The 22,214-nt window shown below is 44.0% G+C and carries 21 protein-coding genes and 2 pseudogenes; 8 read left to right on the top strand and 15 right to left on the bottom strand.

The features are described from left to right. Window positions 1-46 precede the first annotated feature (46 nt). Complete coding sequence (locus ACEW9O_RS02775) at window positions 47-1,168, bottom strand: Gfo/Idh/MocA family protein (RefSeq protein ID WP_373548592.1); 1,122 nt, start codon at window positions 1,166-1,168, stop codon at window positions 47-49. Window positions 1,169-1,244: 76 nt separating this feature from the next. Next, on the bottom strand, window positions 1,245-2,069 hold the full coding sequence (locus ACEW9O_RS02770) for a sugar phosphate isomerase/epimerase family protein (RefSeq protein ID WP_373548591.1): 825 nt from the start codon (window positions 2,067-2,069) through the stop codon (window positions 1,245-1,247). A gap of 150 nt (window positions 2,070-2,219) precedes the next feature. On the opposite strand from ACEW9O_RS02770, the gene ACEW9O_RS02765 reads away from it, so the two are divergent. Then, on the top strand, window positions 2,220-3,095 hold the full coding sequence (locus ACEW9O_RS02765; protein WP_373548590.1) for an AraC family transcriptional regulator: 876 nt from the start codon (window positions 2,220-2,222) through the stop codon (window positions 3,093-3,095). 58 nt (window positions 3,096-3,153) lie between these two features. Here the strand turns inward: ACEW9O_RS02765 and ACEW9O_RS02760 are convergent. From ACEW9O_RS02760 to ACEW9O_RS02750, 3 genes and pseudogenes are all read right to left on the bottom strand, one after another. Then, window positions 3,154-3,282, bottom strand: a pseudogene (locus ACEW9O_RS02760) (KilA-N domain-containing protein); the annotation flags it as partial. 471 nt (window positions 3,283-3,753) lie between these two features. Continuing rightward, window positions 3,754-3,975 (bottom strand): hypothetical protein, encoded by a 222-nt coding sequence (locus ACEW9O_RS02755; protein WP_373548589.1) that lies wholly within the window; start codon window positions 3,973-3,975, stop codon window positions 3,754-3,756. A 266-nt stretch (window positions 3,976-4,241) separates the two neighbouring features. Then, a complete protein-coding gene (locus ACEW9O_RS02750) occupies window positions 4,242-4,442 on the bottom strand; it encodes a hypothetical protein (RefSeq protein ID WP_373548588.1) in 201 nt (66 codons plus the stop codon). 184 nt (window positions 4,443-4,626) lie between these two features. Between ACEW9O_RS02750 and ACEW9O_RS02745 the strand changes: the two genes are divergently transcribed. Further along, a complete protein-coding gene (locus ACEW9O_RS02745; protein ID WP_373548587.1) occupies window positions 4,627-5,004 on the top strand; it encodes a DUF1016 N-terminal domain-containing protein in 378 nt (125 codons plus the stop codon). Between the two features lie 28 nt (window positions 5,005-5,032). Here the strand turns inward: ACEW9O_RS02745 and ACEW9O_RS02740 are convergent. The 5 genes and pseudogenes from ACEW9O_RS02740 to ACEW9O_RS02720 all read right to left on the bottom strand — a co-directional run. Continuing rightward, a pseudogene (locus ACEW9O_RS02740) lies at window positions 5,033-5,218 on the bottom strand (winged helix-turn-helix domain-containing protein); the annotation flags it as partial. Window positions 5,219-5,692: 474 nt separating this feature from the next. Next, window positions 5,693-7,039 (bottom strand): FAD-binding oxidoreductase, encoded by a 1,347-nt coding sequence (locus ACEW9O_RS02735; RefSeq protein WP_373548586.1) that lies wholly within the window; start codon window positions 7,037-7,039, stop codon window positions 5,693-5,695. Window positions 7,040-7,287: 248 nt separating this feature from the next. Continuing rightward, window positions 7,288-7,599 (bottom strand): hypothetical protein, encoded by a 312-nt coding sequence (locus tag ACEW9O_RS02730; protein WP_373548585.1) that lies wholly within the window; start codon window positions 7,597-7,599, stop codon window positions 7,288-7,290. A gap of 571 nt (window positions 7,600-8,170) precedes the next feature. Then, window positions 8,171-8,443, bottom strand: a complete 273-nt coding sequence (locus tag ACEW9O_RS02725) for a hypothetical protein (RefSeq protein WP_373548584.1) — start codon at window positions 8,441-8,443, stop codon at window positions 8,171-8,173. Between the two features lie 66 nt (window positions 8,444-8,509). After that, on the bottom strand, window positions 8,510-8,716 hold the full coding sequence (locus ACEW9O_RS02720) for a helix-turn-helix transcriptional regulator (protein WP_373548583.1): 207 nt from the start codon (window positions 8,714-8,716) through the stop codon (window positions 8,510-8,512). 103 nt (window positions 8,717-8,819) lie between these two features. On the opposite strand from ACEW9O_RS02720, the gene ACEW9O_RS02715 reads away from it, so the two are divergent. Continuing rightward, on the top strand, window positions 8,820-9,107 hold the full coding sequence (locus tag ACEW9O_RS02715) for a hypothetical protein (protein ID WP_373548582.1): 288 nt from the start codon (window positions 8,820-8,822) through the stop codon (window positions 9,105-9,107). A gap of 50 nt (window positions 9,108-9,157) precedes the next feature. On the opposite strand, the gene ACEW9O_RS02710 is transcribed toward ACEW9O_RS02715, so the two are convergent. Further along, on the bottom strand, window positions 9,158-9,445 hold the full coding sequence (locus ACEW9O_RS02710) for a hypothetical protein (protein ID WP_373548581.1): 288 nt from the start codon (window positions 9,443-9,445) through the stop codon (window positions 9,158-9,160). Between the two features lie 528 nt (window positions 9,446-9,973). After that, window positions 9,974-10,954 carry a RhuM family protein gene (rhuM, locus tag ACEW9O_RS02705; RefSeq protein ID WP_373548580.1) on the bottom strand — a complete coding sequence of 327 codons (981 nt, stop codon included), beginning with the start codon at window positions 10,952-10,954 and terminating at the stop codon, window positions 9,974-9,976. Between the two features lie 86 nt (window positions 10,955-11,040). Between rhuM and ACEW9O_RS02700 the strand changes: the two genes are divergently transcribed. From ACEW9O_RS02700 to ACEW9O_RS02680, 5 genes are all read left to right on the top strand, one after another. Further along, complete coding sequence (locus ACEW9O_RS02700; protein ID WP_373548579.1) at window positions 11,041-11,214, top strand: hypothetical protein; 174 nt, start codon at window positions 11,041-11,043, stop codon at window positions 11,212-11,214. Between the two features lie 169 nt (window positions 11,215-11,383). Further along, window positions 11,384-11,506, top strand: a complete 123-nt coding sequence (locus ACEW9O_RS02695) for a hypothetical protein (protein ID WP_373548578.1) — start codon at window positions 11,384-11,386, stop codon at window positions 11,504-11,506. A gap of 224 nt (window positions 11,507-11,730) precedes the next feature. Continuing rightward, window positions 11,731-12,897 carry a hypothetical protein gene (locus ACEW9O_RS02690; protein WP_373548577.1) on the top strand — a complete coding sequence of 389 codons (1,167 nt, stop codon included), beginning with the start codon at window positions 11,731-11,733 and terminating at the stop codon, window positions 12,895-12,897. 24 nt (window positions 12,898-12,921) lie between these two features. Then, on the top strand, window positions 12,922-13,857 hold the full coding sequence (locus ACEW9O_RS02685) for an AAA family ATPase (RefSeq protein ID WP_373548576.1): 936 nt from the start codon (window positions 12,922-12,924) through the stop codon (window positions 13,855-13,857). Between the two features lie 10 nt (window positions 13,858-13,867). Next, complete coding sequence (locus ACEW9O_RS02680; RefSeq protein ID WP_373548575.1) at window positions 13,868-16,798, top strand: rhomboid family intramembrane serine protease; 2,931 nt, start codon at window positions 13,868-13,870, stop codon at window positions 16,796-16,798. A gap of 93 nt (window positions 16,799-16,891) precedes the next feature. Here ACEW9O_RS02680 and hsdR read toward each other — a convergent pair whose 3' ends face one another. From hsdR to ACEW9O_RS02665, 3 genes are read right to left on the bottom strand one after another with little or no spacing between them, the layout of a single operon-like run. Beyond that, the gene (gene hsdR / locus ACEW9O_RS02675; RefSeq protein WP_373548574.1) at window positions 16,892-19,264 is read right to left on the bottom strand and encodes an EcoAI/FtnUII family type I restriction enzme subunit R; all 2,373 of its coding nucleotides are present in this window, start codon (window positions 19,262-19,264) and stop codon (window positions 16,892-16,894) included. Then, window positions 19,261-20,454, bottom strand: a complete 1,194-nt coding sequence (locus ACEW9O_RS02670; protein WP_373548573.1) for a restriction endonuclease subunit S — start codon at window positions 20,452-20,454, stop codon at window positions 19,261-19,263. Before ACEW9O_RS02670 ends, hsdR begins: the two co-directional genes overlap by 4 nt. After that, a complete protein-coding gene (locus tag ACEW9O_RS02665) occupies window positions 20,451-21,938 on the bottom strand; it encodes an N-6 DNA methylase (protein ID WP_373548572.1) in 1,488 nt (495 codons plus the stop codon). Before ACEW9O_RS02665 ends, ACEW9O_RS02670 begins: the two co-directional genes overlap by 4 nt. Window positions 21,939-22,214 lie beyond the last annotated feature (276 nt).

The following is a 22,214-nucleotide window of genomic DNA, read 5'->3' as shown; positions in this document are numbered from 1 at the left end:
CCCCCCCCCCCACCCCCCCCCCCCCCGACAATACCCGGAACAAAAATCACGCATTTTTAAAATCAGGCAGTGCCAAAATTTTCCCGCCTTGCATCGCCGATTCATGGGCCAGGATGCCCACCGAAGTCCAGTTGGCGGATTCCCAGGCATTGGGGAAAGGGTCGCGGTCTTCAACCAAAGCCATCAGGAACTCATGCGCCAAATGGGGATGTGAGCCACCATGACCCGCACCTTGGGTGAAACTCAGGTGGGTATTTTCAGCCACATCGTACACCCCTTGCGTGGTAAAGCGCTGGATGCCTTCAGGCAACAAATGGGCGAAATCGGGCACTTTTACCCGTTCCGGGATTTCATGCTCTTCTTTTTTGGCGGTGTGAATGACGGCATCTTCCCCTTCAATGAGTGGCCACTCAAAGGATTTTTTGGTGCCATACACCTCAAAACTTTCGCGGTACTGCCGGGCGATATCGAACAGGGAACGGTACACATAAGCACTCAAGTCGCTGTCCTTAAACTTGATGTGGGCCGACTCAACGGCAAAAGGGGAATTGTGGATTTTTGACAATTCCTCCCGAATCGTACCCGAACCAAAACAGGAAACGTATTCGGCTTCCAATTTCAACAAACCGGCCACCGGGCCCACACAATGCGTGGCATAATGCATGGGCGGTAAGCCAGGCCAATAATCGGGCCATCCATCCATATCCTGCTGATGTGAGGCTTTGAGGAACTGTACTTTGCCCAGTTCACCTTGCTCGTACAATTCCTTGACGAATAAAAACTCGCGGCTGTACACCACCGTTTCCATCATCATGTATTTTTTGCCCGTGGCTTTGCTCAGTTTCACAATTTCCATACACTCCTCCACCGAGGTGGCCATTGGAACAGTACAAGCCACGTGTTTGCCCGCTTTCAGGGCTTTCAGGGTTTGTTCCGCGTGGTTGGGGATGGGCGAATTGATGTGGACTGCGTCAATGTTGGGGTCTTTGAGCAGTTCATCATAATCGGTGTAGCGTTTTTCGATGTTGAATGCATCACCAATATTGTTCAATTTGGTTTCATTGCGCTGGCAAATCGCATACATATGTGCATGAGGGTGGCGCTGGTAAATGGGGATGAATTCTGCCCCAAAGCCCAGGCCAACGATTGCGATGTTTATTTTTTTCATGCTGTGCAGGTGTTATAGGATATGATTTTACGTTTACTAAACTTCAAAAGTTTAGTAAACGTAAACCCATTCGCGTTTAGAGTAATTTTTTAAGGTAGTTGATGCTGTCTTGCATCAGTTGTGTTTCGGATTCAAACATGGGGCGCCAGATATTCGCCGCCGCCAATTTCATGCTGAAGGCTTCAATGCTCAACATGCCTTGGTAGTCCATCGACTTCAAGGTAGCGATGATTTTTTCAAAATCAACATGGCCTTTGCCGACGGTGCTCCGGTCGTTTTCGGATAGTTGTACGTGAACGAGCCGATCCCCACATTTTTGCAGGGCGGCGGGGATGTCCTTCTCTTCGATGTTGGCGTGAAAGGTATCAAACATGATCTTGCAGTGTGGATGATCGACTTCGTTGACAAAGCGCAGCATGTCGTCGGTGCAAGTGAAAAGGTAGGTTTCAAAGCGGTTCAAATATTCGATGCCCAAGGTGATGTTTTTGGTCGCTGCGTATTCAGCCAGGGCGCGAATGTGCGCCACGCCGCGTTGCCATTCTTCTTCGGTAGCGGGTTGGCCTGTGAATACCCCCAAGGCTGAGTGAATCGGCCCCATCAGCAAACTTGCGCCGATCACTGCGGCACAGTCCAGGGCTTTTTTGTTGCTGGCCAGGGCGTGAGCCCGCATGGAGGCGTCGGCACTGAGTGGGTTGGTATCGGGGCCGTTGATGGCCACCGCGAGGCGTTGCAAGCCCAGATTGTCCAGTTTTTGACGCCAAACCTGCCAATCGGCGGGGTTCAAATTGAAAATAGGCACTTCTACCCCGGCAAAACCCAGGGATTTGATTTCATCGAGTACGGGGAAGAGCGCCGGGGTGATGTCGGTACCCCAGAGCAAAAGATTCATTCCAATTTGCATGCGATCTGCGTTTAAGAGACTGATAAACAAATCTACTTGGAATCGACAATTTAAAATAGGCGTGATTTTACTATTTTTGACTGTATTTTGATATTTTTTCCTGAACAAGGTAGAATTTTTGTTAATATTCAGTAAGATAAGTGCTCAATCATGAAACCGCTGCTCAAAAAGTCGCTCGAAAGCCTCAATCAGTCCTACATCGTGCGGAACCTGAAAGAGGCGCATTTCGACCCCAATTGGCATTTTCACCCCCATTATCAATTGTTCACGGTTGTGGAGGGCAGTGGAACCCGTTTTATCGGCGACGACATTCGCCACTTTGAAGCCGGGGATACCGTTTTTTTAGCCCCAAATATGCCGCACTTGTGGCGCAGCGACCGCGCCTACTTTGAGCGGGATTCGACCCTGCAAACGCAGGGCATCGTGGTGTATTTTACCGAAGATTTTCTGGGCAAAGACTTTTTCGAAAAGCCTGAAATGTATGTCATCAAACAATTGCTTGCCTCCAGTGAACGGGGCCTTGACCTGACCCATAGCCACAACCTGAGAGCAGACGTCGTCAGAGATTTAATCGAATTGGAGGCCACAAGTGGTTTTGAGGGCGTCTTGAAACTCTTGTCGATTTTACAAAAACTATCCACTTGTACGGATTACCAATTCATTGCCAGTGTCAATTACGAAAACACGCATAAAATTTCTGAAACGGAACGCATGCGGCTGGTCCACGAATATGTGCTCAAACACTATAAGGAGAAAATCAGCTTATCCGAAGTAGCCGCTTTGGCCAACATGACCGAAGCCGCGTTTTGCCGCTATTTTAAAACCCGCACCAACAAGACTTTTTCAGACTTTGTGCGGGAAATCCGCATTGGTCACGCCTGCAAACTTTTATTGGCGGGCAAAATGTCGATTGCCCAGGTGGGGTATGAGAGTGGCTTCAATACGGTATCTAACTTTAATAGCCAATTTAAAGTAATGAAGGGACAAAGCCCGAAGCAGTATCAGAAGATTTATGTGGGGGGGTGAGGTTGGGGGCGATTGGTTCAACTTCATCCAAGATACCCGCCAATTGATCATGAATCAGGTTACTTGTTCCCAACTCATTTTTAAACCCATCGAATTCGAGGGGTTTAAAATCTGGGTTGTTTGGCTGTTCCCACAAACCGCAAAATTCAATAGCGCTTCTTGTTCGTAACCGGTTTTGAATAATGTAAAAGGAAGAGAAAATAAAAAACAAAGCGCCATTCCAAAGTTCAACGACCAACCGCGGAGCGGTTCAATTCATAATAGCCCCGGTCGTCCGGGGATTTAGAGGATTTAGGCGCGTTCTACAACCACGGCAGTGGTTGAACATGGTCACCAGGGGGACAATTGCTGTTGGGGTTGCCGAACTCTTTTGAATCTTCAAAACAAAAAGATAAGGCCATAGGGTTAGGGCAGCCGTGTAACGATGCTCCGTCAAAAACTGCGACAAGCTGTCGCAGTTTTAGGTTAGAAACAAGGTAATAAGCCATCGTAACACAAAACTGCAACGCTGCGTTGCAGTTTTGCCATTATTTGAGTGATTTTCTGGCCGCTAATGGATTGGCACCTGAATCTACTCAAGAGCCCTAAATTTTCAAACCGTGACAATTCGTCACAGTTTCATTACCCTTTGCCTTGGGATGCTAGGATATTTGTTCTGCTAGTCTTTCATCAACAACTTCATCCGCATCAATTCACTTTGCAGGATTTGCTCATCGGACATTTCTTTCAGCCGCTCAAAGCGGAGCTTGCGAAATTCCTCGTCAGCTTGTTTTTTTTCTTCAGCGGTCATTGTGCTTCTGAAAACAAAACTTTCGACTATTTCTTCATCCGACAGTTCCTTCCTTAAATCCTCGTAGCTTGGTTCCTTTATCTTACTCATCTCCAAGATATTTGTTGATTAAACTGTAAAAGGTCACATTTCCTCAGGCATAAAATCCTAATTCCACCAATATCTGGCGTTCTAAAATCCGCTCAACCGCGTTAAAGTCCAAAAGCCTGAGGGTTCCTTCGCCGATTTCAGTTTTGGAACAGATCAGTCCACTGGGCAAGATGTAAAAGTTTTCATGCCAAAGCTCAGCCCTTGGATTGAACAAGGGTAGAATTGGACCGTCTTCCAATAACAATGTACTATCGAAAAAGTTTTACTCATGCTGCAGCCGCTGAAATGTACTTTAATGCCCGTGCTTTGGCCACACTGACGATGTGTTCTACCAACATAAACTGTTCTAATTCTGCTTTTTTAGCCTCATCCAGACCTTCGCTGGCTTTGTTTTTCCACAAAAGTTCTTCCAATCGCTCCTGCGCTTTCGGCGAGGTACGAAAGGAGAGTACTTTTTCTGGATCCATCTGGGCTAATAATTCATGTCCTCTGCTCCTAGAATACAAAAATGTCCAGTAGTATGTTTACCAACAGTTTTTTCTTTTTGTACAGTCAAGTGTCCCTTTACAATTGTTTTTTTTGTTAATTTTAAGCGGTAAATTACAACAAAAAGTAAATCACAAAATTCAACTGAACTAAAAGAGCGAGGTCATGGATTTAGACCAACACTATTCCGAAATCTTTCAACAGGCGGTTTCTGAAATCAGAAGTGCAAAGACTACAATTGCCCGACAAGTAAACACCGCCGCCAATGGCGTGTATTGGAATTTGGGCAAGCTGCTTTCGGAAAAGAAGATTGAAAAAGGGCATGGTGCCGGAGTGGTCAACAGATTGTCCGTAGATTTGAAAATGGAGTTTCCAGATATGGGGCTTTCGCCAAGAAATTTGTGGAACATGAAACGCTTCTATGAGCGTTATTTTCAGGCAGATACAAAACTGCTACAAGCTGTAGCAGTTTTGCCATGGGGGCATAATCTGCTTTTACTGGATAGAAAAGATAACAGCGCCCACTTTGAGCTTTGTGGATGAGTTTATTAATTTTGTTTTGCACAAAAAGTTGCTGTTGCTCGGGGTTGGCTTTGGCTGGAATATGCCCGGCTTTTCTGGGTTTCATACCCAACTTGTGCATAAAATCGCGTACTGCATCTATGCCTAAAGTCTCTCCAGTTAAGCGCGTAATGGCAGCTTTGGCTTGTTTAGCAGTACGGGGAGGATGCACATTGAAATATTCTTCCAGAGTCATTCGATGTCCGCTAAGTCGAGACTCGGGTCCTTTATACCGAAAGCTCAGTAGTTGATTCAACCCACCTTCATGATAGCGTTTGATATACGTGACTATACTATTGCGGTGAACACCGCTGACAGATGTCACTTACTTTTGAGCGACTATTCCCCTGGCTTGTCCAATATAATACATCCATCCGTTTGCGAACTGATGCTAGAGGATTATGAAGTCTTTCGTATTTTGCACGTTCAATGTCGGCTTCGCTGATGTTGAGGGTAAGCATGTGGATTGATTCTTGGTCGACTCAAATCTAACTTTGCTTACCCTTTTTTTATACCTTTTTGCACAAATCCTCACTCCGTGAGGTATAAGCAAGTTAATTGCGTTCTCTTGTTGGATAATTACTGCTTTACTTTCTTCTGATTTTTTCTTGCTTTCTTCAATTCCCTCTCGAAGTTTTCTAATATCCTCATTGCGTTAGTTTAATAACCATCAAGAGGTTGGTCGAGAATGCCATTCATGAAACAAGCGGTCAGTATCCCATTTGGCACGGATTTTATCTAATTTCAAAAGATTCTCCGTCGACATAAATTTGCTCGTGCGATGGTTCAAGTTTTCATCTGCTAATTGTGTTCCGGTAGCAAACGGTTCCAACTTTTGCATTTCTTCTGTTATGAACTTCGTATGACGTTCGTCATCGGCGGGGTTTTTCCATGCTGCCATGGCGGTCAGGAAAAAGTCATCTTCCATAGAAAATGCCATGTCGAGACGTTTCCGTGCGGCACCTGCCCAGTATTCAAAGTGCAAAAAACTGGGTTCCGGAGGCATATCCTTCATTAGTTGGTGAAACGAGGGCAAAAGGTCTTCGGGTTGGGCATGTGTCCAGATATTGTCAACAGCCCAGCGCTGCTCGTCAGGATAGTAAAGCGATGTCAAATAGTAGTGGATACCCATAGTGACAGGAATGAGCGGAATACGAAGCGATGCCTTTTTCTTTATGGGGCAGTCGTGCATAAATTTGGTAACTGCCCTTGCTTCAGCCCACGAGTCCGCAAATACGAATGCTCCCACATCTATTGAAGGTTGATGGATGACGGAGGATTTCCGGGTTATTGAAATCTTGAGTTCCACCTTGTCGGATAATTGCCCCCTAAGTCCCATCATCCAGTGTACAACCTCATCCATGTGCTCAAATTTGTAAATGTGGGTATTCAAACCAATGAAACCCGGCCTGCGATACAGCTTGAGGTGATAGCGAAAAACAACCCCGAAGAAGCCGCTGCCAGCACCCCGGGCCGCCCAAAAGAGGTCGGGGTTTTCGTTGTCACTTGCATGGACAATACGCCCATCAGCCGTTACAATGTCCAACCCGACGACATTTTCGCAAGCTAAACCCAACTCCACGCTGTGCCAGCCAAAGCCGCCTTTTAGTAGATACCCGCCCAAGCAAACACCCTTACAATGACCCGTCGGAAAAAATAACCCCTGCTTTACCAAGGCCGACATCAGCGTATGTCCATAACAGCCAGGTTCTGCCGTTGCCTGCATACGGGGTTTGTCAACAGCATACGCGTTCATGAACGACATGTCTATGACGAGGCTGTTTTTACGCATATGATTCGCAGACCAGCTATGCCCACCGGAAACTACACTCACTTTCAGCCCTTCTGCCTTCGCCAATTGAATAGCCTCCAGAATGTCTTCTACACGATGCACCTGAAAAAGGATTTCAGGAAAGTTAATTGGAGTTCTCTTATTGAAAAGAGTGTCCATGCAAGCCGCTTCGAAGCCCGGTTCGTTAGAACGCATAATGCGTGAGGTCCTTGGTTTTTTATCCATATTCATGTCGTTTTAGACGTGACAGTTAATACTTGAAATTTTTCAGTTATATTTGGACTAATGTTATCGAACACGGCTTATTCGCAACTAACGACTAAGTGAAACCCGCATTGCGTATTTTACTTAGTTCTCAGCTGGACTTTAGCCTTTTTTTGACAAGGTCAAAAAAAGGCTAAAGTCCAGCTGAGAATAGGTCTAAGTTTTTTTTCGCCTTTGTTCAAAAAAATTAGATGTGTTCTGAAAGAAATTTAACGTCCACCACCAGGCCGACGTACTGGTTTTCTTCGTTTTCCGGTAGCCTGCCCACGGGGGCTAACCACCTTGGAGGATTTATCCTGCATTTCGAAATTACCCAATTTATCTTCTTTGGCTTTCCGTCCAGTCTCACTTGGGTCTTTGATGGTCACATTTTTGTCAATTGGTTTTTTAACCCACAATTGAGTGTCATTTATCCAACCAGAGGTTTTTGCGGTTCTAGTCTTGGCTTTGGGGCGCTCCTGAGCAAAGGTAACTGTTGCAAACAAAGTGAACATGCCGAGCAAAAACAATACTTTTTTCATTTCAATAGGATTTTGAGATTCAATTAATATGATTCAATCATTGGAGTGCATGACAAAATCTGGGCAACGTAAAACATCACGGGTGATGCCGGATTGTAGAGACGCACGGCCGTGCGTCTCTACGGTGCGTTGCCTCAATTTTGTCATACACTCCAATCATTTAGCATTTGATTGAATACCTCACAAAGGTGCAGGTAAAAAAACTGGCACAACTCACCTGAACAGGTGATTTTTCCTTCTACATTTACTTAGCTGGACTTTATCCCTTTAGACATGCTCTTAGAGGGCGATGGAGAAATTCAAGCCTCAATAAAACAAAGCGTTCCAAGAATCAGGACATTTAATTATTAACCTCGGCTTTTTTACCTGATGTTGATAATTAAATCGCTTCAAATTCAAACTCCTTGTTTTCATTAGGCTCCCAATTTTTGATCTTGTCAAAAAAGGGCTAAAGTCCAGCTTAGTTGCGTGTATTTCCGCTTTGGATGTACCAAATTGTACAATAAAAATTTAAAATAATCTCTACAAAATAGATACTTTTTTTTCTTAATCCAAACCATACCTAAAAAATTCATACTCCGCCGCCACCATCGCCACTTCCAACCCCGAAGCCAGTAAGTACTTCTTCAGCGTCTCCAACTTCTTCCAGCCCCCAACTTAGCAATAAAATCCAGCGGCACCGCATGGCCAGGTTAGTTACCGCACTCCGCCTGGCCGTATGTGTCCGTACAAAAGTCCACTTGGGTGCCGTTACTCCATTTTCCGTAGCCGGAGTAGTGATGCCCGCCATACTCGCGATCTGTTTGATTTTGCGGTTCGCCTCGGCATTGGTCGTTTTGGGCATTTGGTTTTGTACTTTTCCCAACGTTCCACCAGTTTTCCCGATTAATACAAGTAATCATGTGGTTCTTCACTTTTCCTCCCTCACCAACAACTTACACACATCCACCTCTAAAATTGCCGCAATCTGGTACAACACCTCAAGTGGCGGTTGCATATCATTCGTACACCAGCGCGACACAGTAGATCGATCCCGGCCTATCTGTTCCGCCAACCAAAGGGAAGACTTATCCTTTTCAGCAAGGACTGCCTTGATGCGGTTGAATTTTTTCTTCATGGTTTCTTGTTGCTCTCGGCTGTGAAGATAAGGATAAGCCTCGGGAGCAGAGTGAAGAATGAGGTAAATGCGTACCTTAGTAATGCTTTAAAAGATGAATCCAATGGCAAAACCAATGACAACCACTGAAGCAATCGATTTATTACACCAAGGACAAAGCGTAGAAGATGTCGTATTATTGGATCTTGAAACCCAAAAACTGGGATTTCGAGATGCGTTATTGTTGACCGAGAATGGCTTTGTTGTGCCTGCGGAAAACATCGTTTATCAGGATTCAGCTATCCAAGATGACCCTGATTTTGATGACACCACCTGGAATGGGGAGTATGGTAAATTGAGTGATTTTCTAGCCGCTAATGGATTGGTACCTGAATCTACTCAAGAGCCTTAAATATTGGAATGCTAGACAGTGGCATGTAGTGCGGTCTTTACAGTTACAAATTATACAGGCTTTTCCGCAATCACCTGCTCTACATACTCCAGGTCTTTACCGAAAATCAGCGCAATTTCAGAGAGGGGTAGGTTGAAGTTGTGATGAAGGTTGTGAATGGCGGTTTTGGCACGTTGTTGCTCTTCTGCCAAGGCTTCTTTCAATTCTTCTACCTCTTCTTCTACAATCATATCGTAAGTACTCATGGCATCTGGATTTAATACTTTAGGCAGCGTTTGGATGAATGCTTTTACTTTTTCTTTGCCAATTTCCGTGTTTTTTAAGAAATATGCAAGCATCCGCACCATTGATGCAGCCCCGCCAGCCTCAGGGTCCGATTGATTCTATTTTTTTCGCGCAACGGGAGCCCCGCTAGGGGCGCGATATAGGTAGCAAATGGGTGATATTCGGATTTTCCAAAGTCCCGTAGGGACGAAATATGGGTATAGAGGGGTGAAATACCCACATTTCGTCCCTACGGGACTCCGAGAAACATTGGGGGTTCGCGTTTATTGACTACCCATGTTGCGCCCCTAGCGGGGCTCCCGTTGCGCGAAAAACAGGGCAAGGTTCACCCCCTCACGCCCTGACTTATTTTTAAACGCTTCGAATTCGATGCCTTTATATTTGGGTTGTTTAGCTGCTCCCACAAATCACAGCGTAAAGGAGTAAAAATAAAAAAGCCACAATCAAACGTTACCGTCTAATTATGGCTTTTTTTAAAGAAGTGATCCCGCTGGGAAGGAGTAATGAAACTAATATTTTAAAAATCAATTGTTTATATGCATCTTAATGGAAAAATAAAAAGAATTTAAGAACAAATATTCTTATTGCTCGGGACTATTGATCAGATTCATAATCAATTTTACCACCCATTCTTTCTCTTCCGGGTTGCTTTGGGCGACCAACAAAGCCAAAGCTGTAAGCCCATTATCGTTGATTTTGAGTTCTCCACTTTTTTTAAGATGGTACTTGTTCTTTTCCAAAAACCACACAAATAAAAAGGCACCAATGCGTTTGTTGCCATCGCTGAAAGAGTGGTTTTTGATGACAAAGTAAAGGAGATTGGCGGCCTGTTCTTCAACGCTGGGGTACAAATATTGACCATCAAAGGTCTGTACAATGCTTTGTAGGGAACTTTGAAACCCATCGTCTTTTTCGTTGCCAAACAGATCGGTGGCTTCCTTTTTCTCCATCAGCTGTTTTTTGAGTTCAGCAATGGCCGCTTTTGCCTCAGCGTACTGTATTTCGTAAGTAATGGCTTCGTTCAGGCTATTGGTACTGAGGGAATGACTGTCAAACTGATTGAGCAAAACAAAGCTCCGGGTATAGTGGCTTAAAATGTTCAATAAACCTTTGGCTTCAGTAACCTGCAAATTTTCGGTTTTGCCTTGTTGTTCAATCAGCTCTACCATTTTGCCCAGTTCCTGTAGGCGTTTATGGTTGATAGCCTGACCCTTGACAAGATAATCGTTTAGGCGTTGGGTGGCCCATTGGCGGAATAGTGTACCACGCTTAGAATTAACCCGGTAACCTACAGAGAGGATAGCATCGAGGTTGTAGTGCAAAACCTCACGTTTTACCCTTCGTTTCCCTTCTTGACGAACTTGTGCAAATTTTGCACAAGTTGAATCTTCCGAAAGCTCCTGAGTGGTATAAATGTTTTGAAGGTGCTTTAAAATAGAGGTTCTATCTGTCTCAAACAGTTCAACTAATTGATATTGAGACAGCCAAACTGTATCCTGCTCAAATTTTACTTCGATTGCGGTTTGACCATCTTTGGTTTTGTAGATTTCTATTCCATGCATAGGGCTACTTCTTTTGCTAATTTTAAGCCCTCTAAATTATTGATTTTTATAAAACAATCAACAATTTTTGTTGAAAAATTAAAAATGTGCGTGGCTTAGGAGAGAAAGAAAACAAAAAAGCCACAATCAAACGTTACCGTCCAATTATGGCTTTTTTTAAAGAAGTGATCCCGCTGGGAAGGGGTGAGGAAAGTAGTGGTTTGGAAATCAGGGGGTTGGGGGAGTGGGAGAGTGGAAATAAAAAGAATTTAAGAAAATGAAGTTGTCCATTTTAAGATTTAGATTTCAAAAGTTGGGTGTCACGCTTGGAATTGACCTGTCCCAAATAAATAAGATAGTGCCATGGTTAAAAGCTTCACTTTGATCTATTGGGAATTTAATGGATACAATGTTTGTAGAATTGGAAACCGCTTTCTAAATTTGTTGATAATGATGCGTTTAAAAGCGTTGGATGAATTTAAAAAAACAGCTGCACAACCAATGCTCATGCAAAAAATACTTGTTGGAATTGCATTGTACATCAAAGTGACCATTAAAAATTATAGGTTATAAAAAAAGGTCAAGTTCATTGTGATTTTTAATGGGTTGATGCCCTTTTTTCTACATAGTTAACAATTTTGAGCTATAGAATCAAGCGTAAGGCGATTGCCAATAGCTTACTACAGCAATAATTGAATGCTAATAAAAAGTGTTATTGATTTTAAGGCAATGATTTAAGTATTTGATTATCAATTGTTTTGAATTGGAGTTTTGCTAAACAGAGCTAAATTTTTTTTATGAAAGAACAAAAAAATAGAATTATTAAAGACATAGTGGAGGGTGACTTAAACAAAGCTTTTGAGGCTTTAATTAAGTTACTACCTCCCGAAATGCAAAACGATCTCATTTTGCTAGCAGCACAATATAATTTTTTAGAAAAGAAGGTAGATCAAGGGGTAACAACCTTCACTGAAGCAGGTCCTGATCGTTCTCGAATAACACAAAGTCTACTTAAATTGCTTGATCAATTTCAAGAAGGTGGACAAAATTTTGTAGAACAGGCAGTTCTTGGGCTTGGGATTGAAGCTGATAACAGCATTGGAGAAATTTCTTTGTACAACTGTAATCGAAAAAGAATTACCCGAAGATTCAAATCTGATTTTAATGATAAACGAAATAGTCAAGCCAGCCCTTTCTATTTCTATTTTATTTGTGGTTGTCGTGATGAGCGGCCAGAATCCTTTGCTCGAAGGTTGGTATATGAGGTGCTTTGTGATGACTTAAACATGGATTCAGCAGCAGCAGCAAAAGACTTAGAAGAACTCGTTTTTTTCCCATTTCGAGTTAATGGCGAACGAATAAGCATCAAGCCCTTACCATTCAGTGATGGTAATCTAGGTGCGTGTAAAAACATGTTCAAAAAAGCTTTTGAGGAGCGCTTAGGAACTTCACTTGAGAGTTTTCTCCAAAATGGATTACCTCGGCTGAATAATTTTAAATACATCATCACCATTTTTAAAACCAATTCCAAGAATTGGGAAGATGATGAAGGCATTATGAATCAATATTTTAAATGGCTTTTGGATACCTTCAGCAATCTGCCTCCTGGTACACCAGAGTTTCTTTTTTTTATCGTTATTGACAGTCCTGGTCTTTGGAAAAGTTCCGAAATGCATACCATGTTGCAACGTAATATGCTGGCAGACCTTCAACACTGCTGTGGAGGAAATGAAAAAATGGTGCTGGCAGATCTACTACCTGTTGATCAAGAGGACCTTTTCAACTGGTTTTATCAACTCGATGGATTAGCTGATGTGAATCCAAACAAAATTCACGATGTAATTGATGCCATCGTACAAACACTCAATCATGATGAACGCAATCTTTATAAAAATGAACAAAAAATTCATATGAAAGACATTGAACCAATGCAACAAAACATCTTCGATCTTGCCAAAAGGTAAATTTCGAGCACAATCCATTCAATTATGAGCGACTTTCGATTGTATACTGCAGGCGGGAAAGGCCAATTACCGAATACTCCTCAGTATGAAAAACTGCATGATCCAACTCTTTACATGCCCTCAGAGGGATTACAAAGTGCAGTTAATGTAGCTATTGCTTTGGGGCAGCCCCTACTCTTAACAGGCGAACCAGGCACAGGGAAAACCGAACTAGCACACCATCTTGCATGGTTTTTCGATTTAGGGAAACCACTCATTTTTAACGCCCAGACTACATCAATTGCCAAAGATATTTTTTATCGCTATGACGCTCTGGGGCACTTCCAATACAGTCAAACACAATCCCAAAGCCTTAAAGCTGAAGACATAGAATCCCGATTCATTCGTTTTTCTGCACTTGGTAAAGCGATTTTGGATGCTTTACAGTTCCAAAAAAGATCGGTGGTGCTACTAGACGAAATTGACAAAGCTCCCCGAGATCTTCCAAACGACATTTTAGCTGCTATCGAAGATCTTCGTTTTGATGTTCCCGAAACAGGCTTATCCTTTGAAGCTCCAAATAATTTGAGACCGCTCATAATAATGACCTCCAACTCTGAAAAAAACCTTCCTGATGCATTTTTGCGTCGAGTTGTTTATTTCAACATCACTTTTCCAACTGATGTCGAGCTTCTAAAGATAGTTTCTGCCAAAACTGATGGCTATGCAGGGGTAGAACTTAGTGGAATCATTGCCCATTTTAGTGATATTAGAGCTGGACGTATTGCGAAATTACGGAAACAGCCTGCTACTGCTGAATTACTTAACTGGGCTATGCTCCTCAAAAAAATGGGTTTCCCACCTGCGAAATTACATAATCTAGACAAGCTTAATGAATCCGAAATCAATTTACTGAAAGCATCCTATTCTGTTTTGGCTAAGGACCGGGATGATCTTAGAAACATAGTGAACTCACTGTGACCCTTACAAAATGACGGATATCGCTTACTTGCATCACATCACCGCCACTTTTCTCCACGTATTGGAGAAGGAAGGGTTTAGATTTGGGACTGACAAACACCTGCAAATACAAATTCTTTTGCAGCATTTGCCAGCCAATGCTGATGCGAAGACACTCCGTCTTGCGCTGGTACCTTTACTTGCCCGCAATTCCCAAGAACAAACCCTTTTTTATCGATTGTTTGAGGAGTGTTGTGTTGAAGTAGATATTTTGAGGGATACGTTTACAGATTCTGATTTATCTAAACCACTTAACCCCAATCCAGCTCGCAATATTAAAAAATGGCTTGCTTTGCTTGTAGTAACATTTTTAATATTATTAGCGAGTCTTTGGTGGGCATTCCCTCGTCCACAAAAACTCATCGAAAGGTATTTTTTTGTTCAAGCACCAATAGATTCCCTTCAAAAATTTTGTCTCACACAAATACCAGATTGGGACAATTTTCGGAAGATTACTAAAACCATCTCAAAACCGCCCTTGAGTAAATATGTAACTTCGATAGGAGAATATTACATCGATTCGCTCTCTGATTGTTTCATTTATAATGCTCATCGTGCTGGTCTTGACACGATAAAGGCCTTTTCTGTATTTACAAACAATGGGACGCTAATAAAAATTCGCTTCATTGTCCAGGTCCAAGAGGATAAACCAATTTCAAGCCCAAATCCGGGGCAACATTTCATTCCGATTTTGCCACGATGGGTTCTGCTTATTTCGTTTTCGTTTTTTATCATTGTGCTTTGGCGCTATTTAAAGGCTCGCGGCAGTAAACTTGTTGCAGAGATGCAACGCCATGACTCTGCCCCTTATTTCTGGAATATTAGCATCAAACAAGTTAGAGATATTGAATTGGGCAACGACCTGCCTAAAACACTACAAGTATTGCGTCGTCGAACTACGGATGACAACCTGTTTCTTGACTTGCCAAATACAATCCATGCTACGGCCTCAAAAGGTGGTTTGCCTGAATTCCGTTATCAATCTGGTACTGTTCCAGTGAGGTACTTATTATTGATTGAACGAAATACTCAACTTAACCATCTAGCACGCCTACTTGACTACCTTTATCAAATATTCAAGGTACAAGAAATTGATATTGACCGATTTTTCTTTGAAGCAGATCCACGTCTTTGTTATAATGAACATCATATTGATGGCATCAGTATTTATGATCTCCGTGTTCGGTATGCTGATGCTCGATTAATGGTTGTTGGTACCAGTTTACATTTTATTAGTCCTTTAACAGGTCGGCTGTTGAGCTGGACTGCTATAATAACTCAATGGAGAGAGCGTGTGTTATTATCTCCAACTCCATCTGATAGTTGGACACGCGATGAACGTCGTTTGAATAATCTCATCCCAATGCTACCAATCACTCTTCAAAGCCTCATTTTTTGGGTGGAGGAACTAGAGTCAGGACAAGTAGCGAGATTTGATCAGTGGCGTAATCATGTTCATGATGCATTTTTCAAACCAGTCCAGCCTGATCCAGAATTTCCTTTACCCATCCTTTTGCTAAATTTTGAATATTCTCTGATGCAATGGGTAGCAGCTTGTGCTATATATCCCTCACTACATTTTGACCTAACTTTATGGATTGGCGAGTGGTTGGAAACTTCGATGATGGAAAAGGATCCAAGCACCGTTGAAAATAAGGCACCTCTCGTTTCCCTCCATAATTTGTTATCCTTGTTTCGACTTTCCTGGTTTATCGATGGAGAGATACCCAGTACTGCACGTATTCACCTCCTTAACTGGCTTGAGCGCGAAAACCCTGATGGCCTTTCTAAAATTCGTTTAGCCTTAGCTGATGTACTAGAACAAACTCTACCGCCCACAAAATCAAGTGCTTGGGACGATGGGCAAATGACCATTGCACTCCAGCGTTGGTTTGGAGAAAAAAACTCTACTTATAAAAAACAGCATGAAACACGGGTAACTCAATTGCTCAAAGCAGGTATTGGCATTGATATGGTCAGCCTTCAGTATTTGAATCGACCTGAAAATCATTCCAATTTCACGGTGCCCAAAGCCTGGAAAAAATATGTGAGTATTAGTAATTATATTAAGATTAATCTGATTTCTAAATTGTTTCCATCTCAATTAGTTAGAACCTTAATCTTTGTTAAAGGGTTATTGATATTTGTTCTGAAATTTTTGAAAAAACACATCCAAGGGCCTATCAATAGGTCCGTATTGGACTTTCCTTATCGCTGGAAGGTTATTCAATGGATTAATGCCCCCTGGAAAATTTTAGCAGTTTGGCATTTGATTATTTTTAATTTATTTATGTATATAGGTACAACAGTTTTTTTAGGGAACCCTGATTATAATTCCTTTATATATGATCAAGGGCATTTAGGGCGTTATAAATATGCAGCCTATTTGCCGGGATCAAGTAACTTTCAATTTTTTCAAATTCTTACATATATGTTTATGCATGCAGATTTAGGTGACTTGGTTTTTGGTATGTTTTTTTTAGATGTTTTTGGAAGGCGTGTTAATTTATTCATTGGTAATTGGCGATTTATATTTCTATACCTACTTAGTGGATTAGGAGCTTATATGTCTTATTTAGTAGTAAATTTTTTGAGGCATGGACAAGAAATTATTGCTGGAAATTATCCTTTGAATATTCCAATGCTCGGCTCTGGAGGGGCAGTATTTGGAATAATGATCGCATTTGGTTATTTATTCCCAAATCACGTCTTTTTTAAAATCCCATACCTCCCAATTTCATTTAAGGCAAAATATGGTATTATTTTCCTTGTAGCAATTGAATTGATTGTCTTAATCTTACCTATTTATAATCAAACTACTGGCACTGGCATAGGAGGAGGAATTTCAGGGTTCTTGTTTACTTGGTATTGGTATAGATCTCAACATAAAAAAGACGAGTAAGCAAAGTATTTTTGTTGGCCCGTTTAGATTTTTAAAATTTTGACAGTCGTTTTTATGAAAAAAAGCATGGTGCTGAGAGAGGTTTATTTCCCCTCACGCCACCTTCTCCTCATACAAATACTTCTGAAACTCCACAAACAACGCACTGATATCCCGCACCTCGCCCAGCACCCCTTTCGCATCCTGCAAAGACTGATACTTATTAACCAGCAAAAGCGGCAATTTCTCCTGATCCAGTTCCTCCACGCCCGTTTCGATGTATTTGCTCAGTACAAATTCGATGAATTCCTTTTGCTGATCATTGAGCAGGGCGAAGATGGTGGCTTGTGCGGCGGCCACCCTTTCGGCGCGGGTCATGGGTTTAATGTCGCTATTGAACACGTATTCCAGGACGTCGAAGAGGTCGCTTTTTTCGGCATCGATGAGTTGTTGCAGGGTGCCCAGTTCATCTTTGCCAAAGCCCGCTTCGGCCAGTTTTTCCAGGAGGGTGCGTCTGGTGAGTGGGTTGCTCCAGAGGCGGCGCAACTCGGCTTCGTCACTGAAGAGTTTGGGCAGTTCACCAAAGAGGTTGTGCAAAAACTCCTCGGCTGAAATCGGGCGGCCCTCGGTGCTCCAGAACGAGGTCGACATCATGTGCTGGATTTCGCGTTCTTTCCCGTCGCGCAGTTTGACTTTAACCCGTTTGCGTTTTCCACCTTCTTCATCGTCTTCTTGCTTCTCGCGAGGCTGAGGAAGGTAAGGCTCTCTGGGTTCATTGACTACGTTGGTTTCTTCCGGTTCCAGGGGATCGCCGTCCCATTCCGGGTCGCTAAAGTGGCGGTAGGCATCTACAAAATCATAGATGGTGAAAAAGTCTTTGCCCTCAAAAAGGCGGGTACCCCGACCGACGATTTGTTTGAACTCGATCATGGAGGTCACGGGGCGCAGCAGCACGATGTTGCGGATGTTCCGCGCATCCACCCCGGTCGACAACTTTTGGGAAGTGGTCAAAATGGTGGGGATGGTTTTTTCATTGTCCTGAAAATCCCGCAGGAACTGCTCGCCGATTTCGCCATCGTTGGCAGTGACACGCACACAGTAGTTGGGGTCTCTATTGGTTTTATACTGGTTTACCAAATCCCGAATTAAGGCAGCATGGCCCTGGGTGGCACAAAAGATGATGGCTTTTTCCTTTTGGTTGGCCTCTTCCAAATAGACCTTCACCCGCTTGGCTTCCCTTTCCACAATTTCAATGCTGCGATTGAAGTCGGGTTCGGCGTACAAACGGCCTTCTTCAATTTCACCCTCAATGACTTTGTCATCGCTGGTGTAGCGGTAATCGTCCAGGGTGGTTTTGATGCGTTTGACCTTGAAGGGGGTCAAAAAGCCGTCGTTGATGCCTTCCTTGAGGGAGTAGACAAAAACGGGTTCGCCAAAATATTTGTAGGTATCTACGTTGTCTTTGCGTTTGGGGGTGGCGGTGAGGCCCAGCTGTACGGCGGGGGAAAAATACTCCAGAATGGCCCGCCAGTTGCCTTCATCGTTGGCACCGCCACGGTGGCACTCGTCGATGATGATGAAATCAAAGTAGTCGGGCGGGTATTCGCCGAAGTAGGGTGCGGGTTGGCCTTCCTTGTCGCTGCCCGACATGAAGGTTTGAAAGATGGTAAAAAAGATGCTGCCATTGGTCGGCACCCGGCCCCCTTTTTTGATTTCGGTAGGTTTGATGCGCACCAGGGCGTCTTCGGGAAAAGCCGAAAAGGAGTTGTAAGCCTGATCGGCAAGGATGTTGCGGTCGGCCAAAAACAGGATGCGCGGGCGGCGGCTCACTGCGGCGGCACCCCCGAGCTGTTGGGAGAGGTTCCAACGGGTTTGGAATAGCTTCCAGGCAATTTGAAATGCGATGGCGGTTTTTCCGGTGCCCGTAGCCAGGGTCAAAAGGATGCGGCTGCGCTGTTGAGCGACGGCCTCCAGGGTGTTTTTGACGGCGAGCTCCTGGTAGTAGCGCAGTTGCCAGGTACCACTTTTGTCTTCAAAGGGAACGGCGGCGAATTTTTCACGCCAGGCTTCTGCCTCAGCTTCGCCGGGATTGCCTGCCTGGGGGTAAGTTTTGAGCCAAAGTTCTGCGGGGCTCAGGTATTGGTCCACCAAACCTTCCACACCCGTTTTCATACAAATGCTGTAAATCGCTTTGCCGTTGGTACTGTAGGTGGTTTCTACATTGAGTTTTTCGGCGTATTGTTTGGCCTGGGCTACACCTTCGCCTACTTCCAGCTCGGCGCTTTTGGCTTCGATGACGGCCAGTTTGATGCCTTTGTACACCAGCACATAATCGGCACTGAGCTTTTTGGCCCGCTGGCCACCCGTCTGGATTTTGCCCGCAGTGATGTGGTACTCCCGCAGGATGCGAGAGCCTTCCACGACACCCCAGCCGCAGGCCTTGAGGGCGGGGTCGATGAGTTCGGCGCGGGTTTCGGCTTCGTTCATACGGCCAACATTTCAGCGGTTTTTAATTCCCCACTAAAGGCTTTCTGCAAAATGACTTTTTTCAACTCCTCCAGGTCATTGATCTTTTGCTGGTAGATGGCTTCGAGCTTTTTGGTTTGGGCGGAAAGGGAATTTAATGTAGAAACGATTTCATTTTGAACACTTATTGAAGAAGGGAATCTAACTAAAACTTCTCCAATTTTGGTTGGTGAGGTATGTCGTACTTTTACTCCTGTACCCGTACTGTGTAGCGCCTTTCGAACTTTTCGAGTATTAAATACGTGGAAAAAAAATTCATTAGACCATGGAATGTTATTTTTTGGCATAACTAATCCGAGTCGTTGATTATGCAGGAATTTATTTGATTCAGGAACAAGAATAGGGCTTCCAAGCAACCCTGCTGCTTGTTCCGTCATAGCAACAAGTAAATCACCTTTTTTGAGAATATAATCATTAGGAATTTTTCCAACATAGTATTTTTGTTTTTCACCTCGATCTCTGTAGCCGCCAGATTCATAAAAATTCCCTGGAGTAAGAAGAACAAAATCTCCCGAGTTTGAAAAATATTCCCCTTCAAAAGCAAAACCGTGTTTGATATTACAAAGTTCTGAGAGAGTCTTCTCTTCCCAACCTTCCCCCTGCTGCTCAAACACCCCTTGCAAATAACTTTCAAAAAGCCCCTTCGCGTTTTTTAGGTTTTGTTCGGCATTGGCTTTTGCCTTGGTGATGGCGGCGAAGGCTTCGTCTAGGATGGCGACAATGCGTTGTTGTTCGGGGAGGGGCATCCATAAAAAGGGCTCATTTTTATAATCCTTAAAGTAGATGTGGGGAATAGCTGCTCCTGCTAAGTACTTTTTGAAATCAATAGATATCAAATTGTAGTAGAGATAATTTAAATCTACATTTTCCTTTGGTAAAATATATTGCAAGGTCCCAATGACTGATGTGTAGGCATCCATTTTGGTGACTCTACCGACTCCTGATCCATCTTTTACTATTGATAAGTAAGGCTTATTTTGATGATAGAAATTTACATTTTTTATTAAACCACTTGCTCCAAAGATAGGGTAATCTCCTGTGTTGTTTTCAAGCTGATTCTGTGAAACATTCGAAGAACCCCGTTCACAAACATCACCAATGGTTAAAATTTCCCAACCTTTTGGTAAACTATATTTTTTACCATTCTTCATATCATCTCCATTATCGCGTTCAAAATATCCGCACTCTCCTCATCCAGTGCCCGCATTTCCGCCAGGATTTCCTCCGGCTGGCGCAGAGCTGTTTCCTCTTTTTTATTCGGGTTTTTGGCACTCAGGTCAAAGGGGTTTTGGTCGATATCCTTCACCGCGAGGTTCCAGGAGTTTTCCGTTTCGGGGCCTTCTTCCTTGGCAGCCCTGAGCTTTTGCAGTGCCACAAACTCCGCCAAATCCTTTTCATTCAAGGCATTGGTTTTGCCCAGGTTGCGTTCCAGGTTCAGTTGGTAGAACCAGACCTTTTGGGTCGGGGCACCTTTTTCAAAAAACAACACCACCGTTTTTACCCCCGCTCCGGTGAAGGTTCCACCCGGTAGGTCAAGTACGGTATGCAGATTGCAGCTTTCCAGGAGTAGTTTGCGCAAGCTGATGGAGGCATTGTCGGTATTGCTCAAAAAGGTGTTTTTGATCACCACCCCGGCTTTGCCGCCCGCTTTGAGGATTTTGATGAAATGCTGCAAAAAGAGGCTGGCGGTTTCCCCCGTTTTGATGGGGAAGTTTTGTTGCACTTCGGCGCGTTCCTTGCCACCAAAGGGGGGATTGGCCAGGATTATGTCGTAGCGGTCTTTTTCCTGGATGTCGCTCAGGTTTTCGGCGAGGGTGTTGGTGTGGACAATATTGGGGGCCTCCACACCGTGCAAAATCATGTTCATGATGCCGATGATGTAGGCCAGGGATTTTTTCTCTTTGCCGTAGAAGGTGCCTTTTTGCAGGGTTTCTACGTCTTTGGTGGATAAATTGGGGCGACCATCGGCACCACCGTTTTTCAAATACTCAAAGGCCTCCACCAGGAAGCCTGCCGAGCCTACGGCACCGTCGTAAATGGTTTGGCCAATTTGGGGGGCGACCACTTTGACGATGGTTTTGATCAGTGGGCGGGGGGTGTAGTATTCGCCGCCGTTGCGCCCGGCGTTGCCCATGTTTTTGATCTTGTCCTCGTAAAGGTGGCTCATTTCGTGCTTTTCCGCGTGGGTGCGGAAGCGCAGCTCGTCGATGCGGTTGATGACTTCCCGCAGGTTGTAGCCGCTTTGGATGCGGTTTTTGAGCTCGCTGAAAATTTCACCAATTTTGTATTCGATGGTATCGGGGCTTTCGGCCTCGGTTTTGAATTTTTTGAGGTAGGGGAAGAGTTCGATGTTGACGAAGTCGGCCAGGTCGTCACCGGTGAGGGCGCGTTGGTGGTCCAGTTTGCCGTCTTTGTCCTTAGGAGCAGCCCAAGTCGTCCATTGAAATTCAGGGCTGATGATGTTCTTGTAGGGTTTGCCAGTGAGTTCCGCCGCAGTGGCCTTGTCCTGCTCCAGATCGTCGAGGTATTTGAGGAAGAGTATCCAGGAGGTTTGTTCCACGTAGTCCAGTTCGCTGCTGCAACCAGCGTCTTTGTGGAGGATGTCGTCGATGTTTTTGAAGGTTTGTTCGAACATGGATGAGTGGGTGGTTTTGTCGGGTGCTGGTACTTGGGTTTTATGATTCCTTATACGTTGGCCGGGTGCAAAAGGTTACGGGAATAAGGTAGATGCTGAAAAGTACGATAAAATTTAAAAAGAGGGAGAAAGCGAGGGGGAAGTTTTTTTGGAGGGAAAGGGAATGCCTTATTGACTGGACCATCAAGGAGAGTGGGTGCGTACAAAAGTCCATTTCGGAGCATTTATCCCATTTTCCGTAGCGGGGGTATTGATGCCCGCCATACTCGCAATCTG

This window comes from Haliscomenobacter sp., assembly GCF_041740695.1.
In the GTDB taxonomy this organism is placed as follows: Bacteria; Bacteroidota; Bacteroidia; order Chitinophagales; family Saprospiraceae; genus Haliscomenobacter.
Note: the sequence above shows the minus strand (reverse complement) of the source record. Positions and strands in the feature narration are given on the sequence as shown.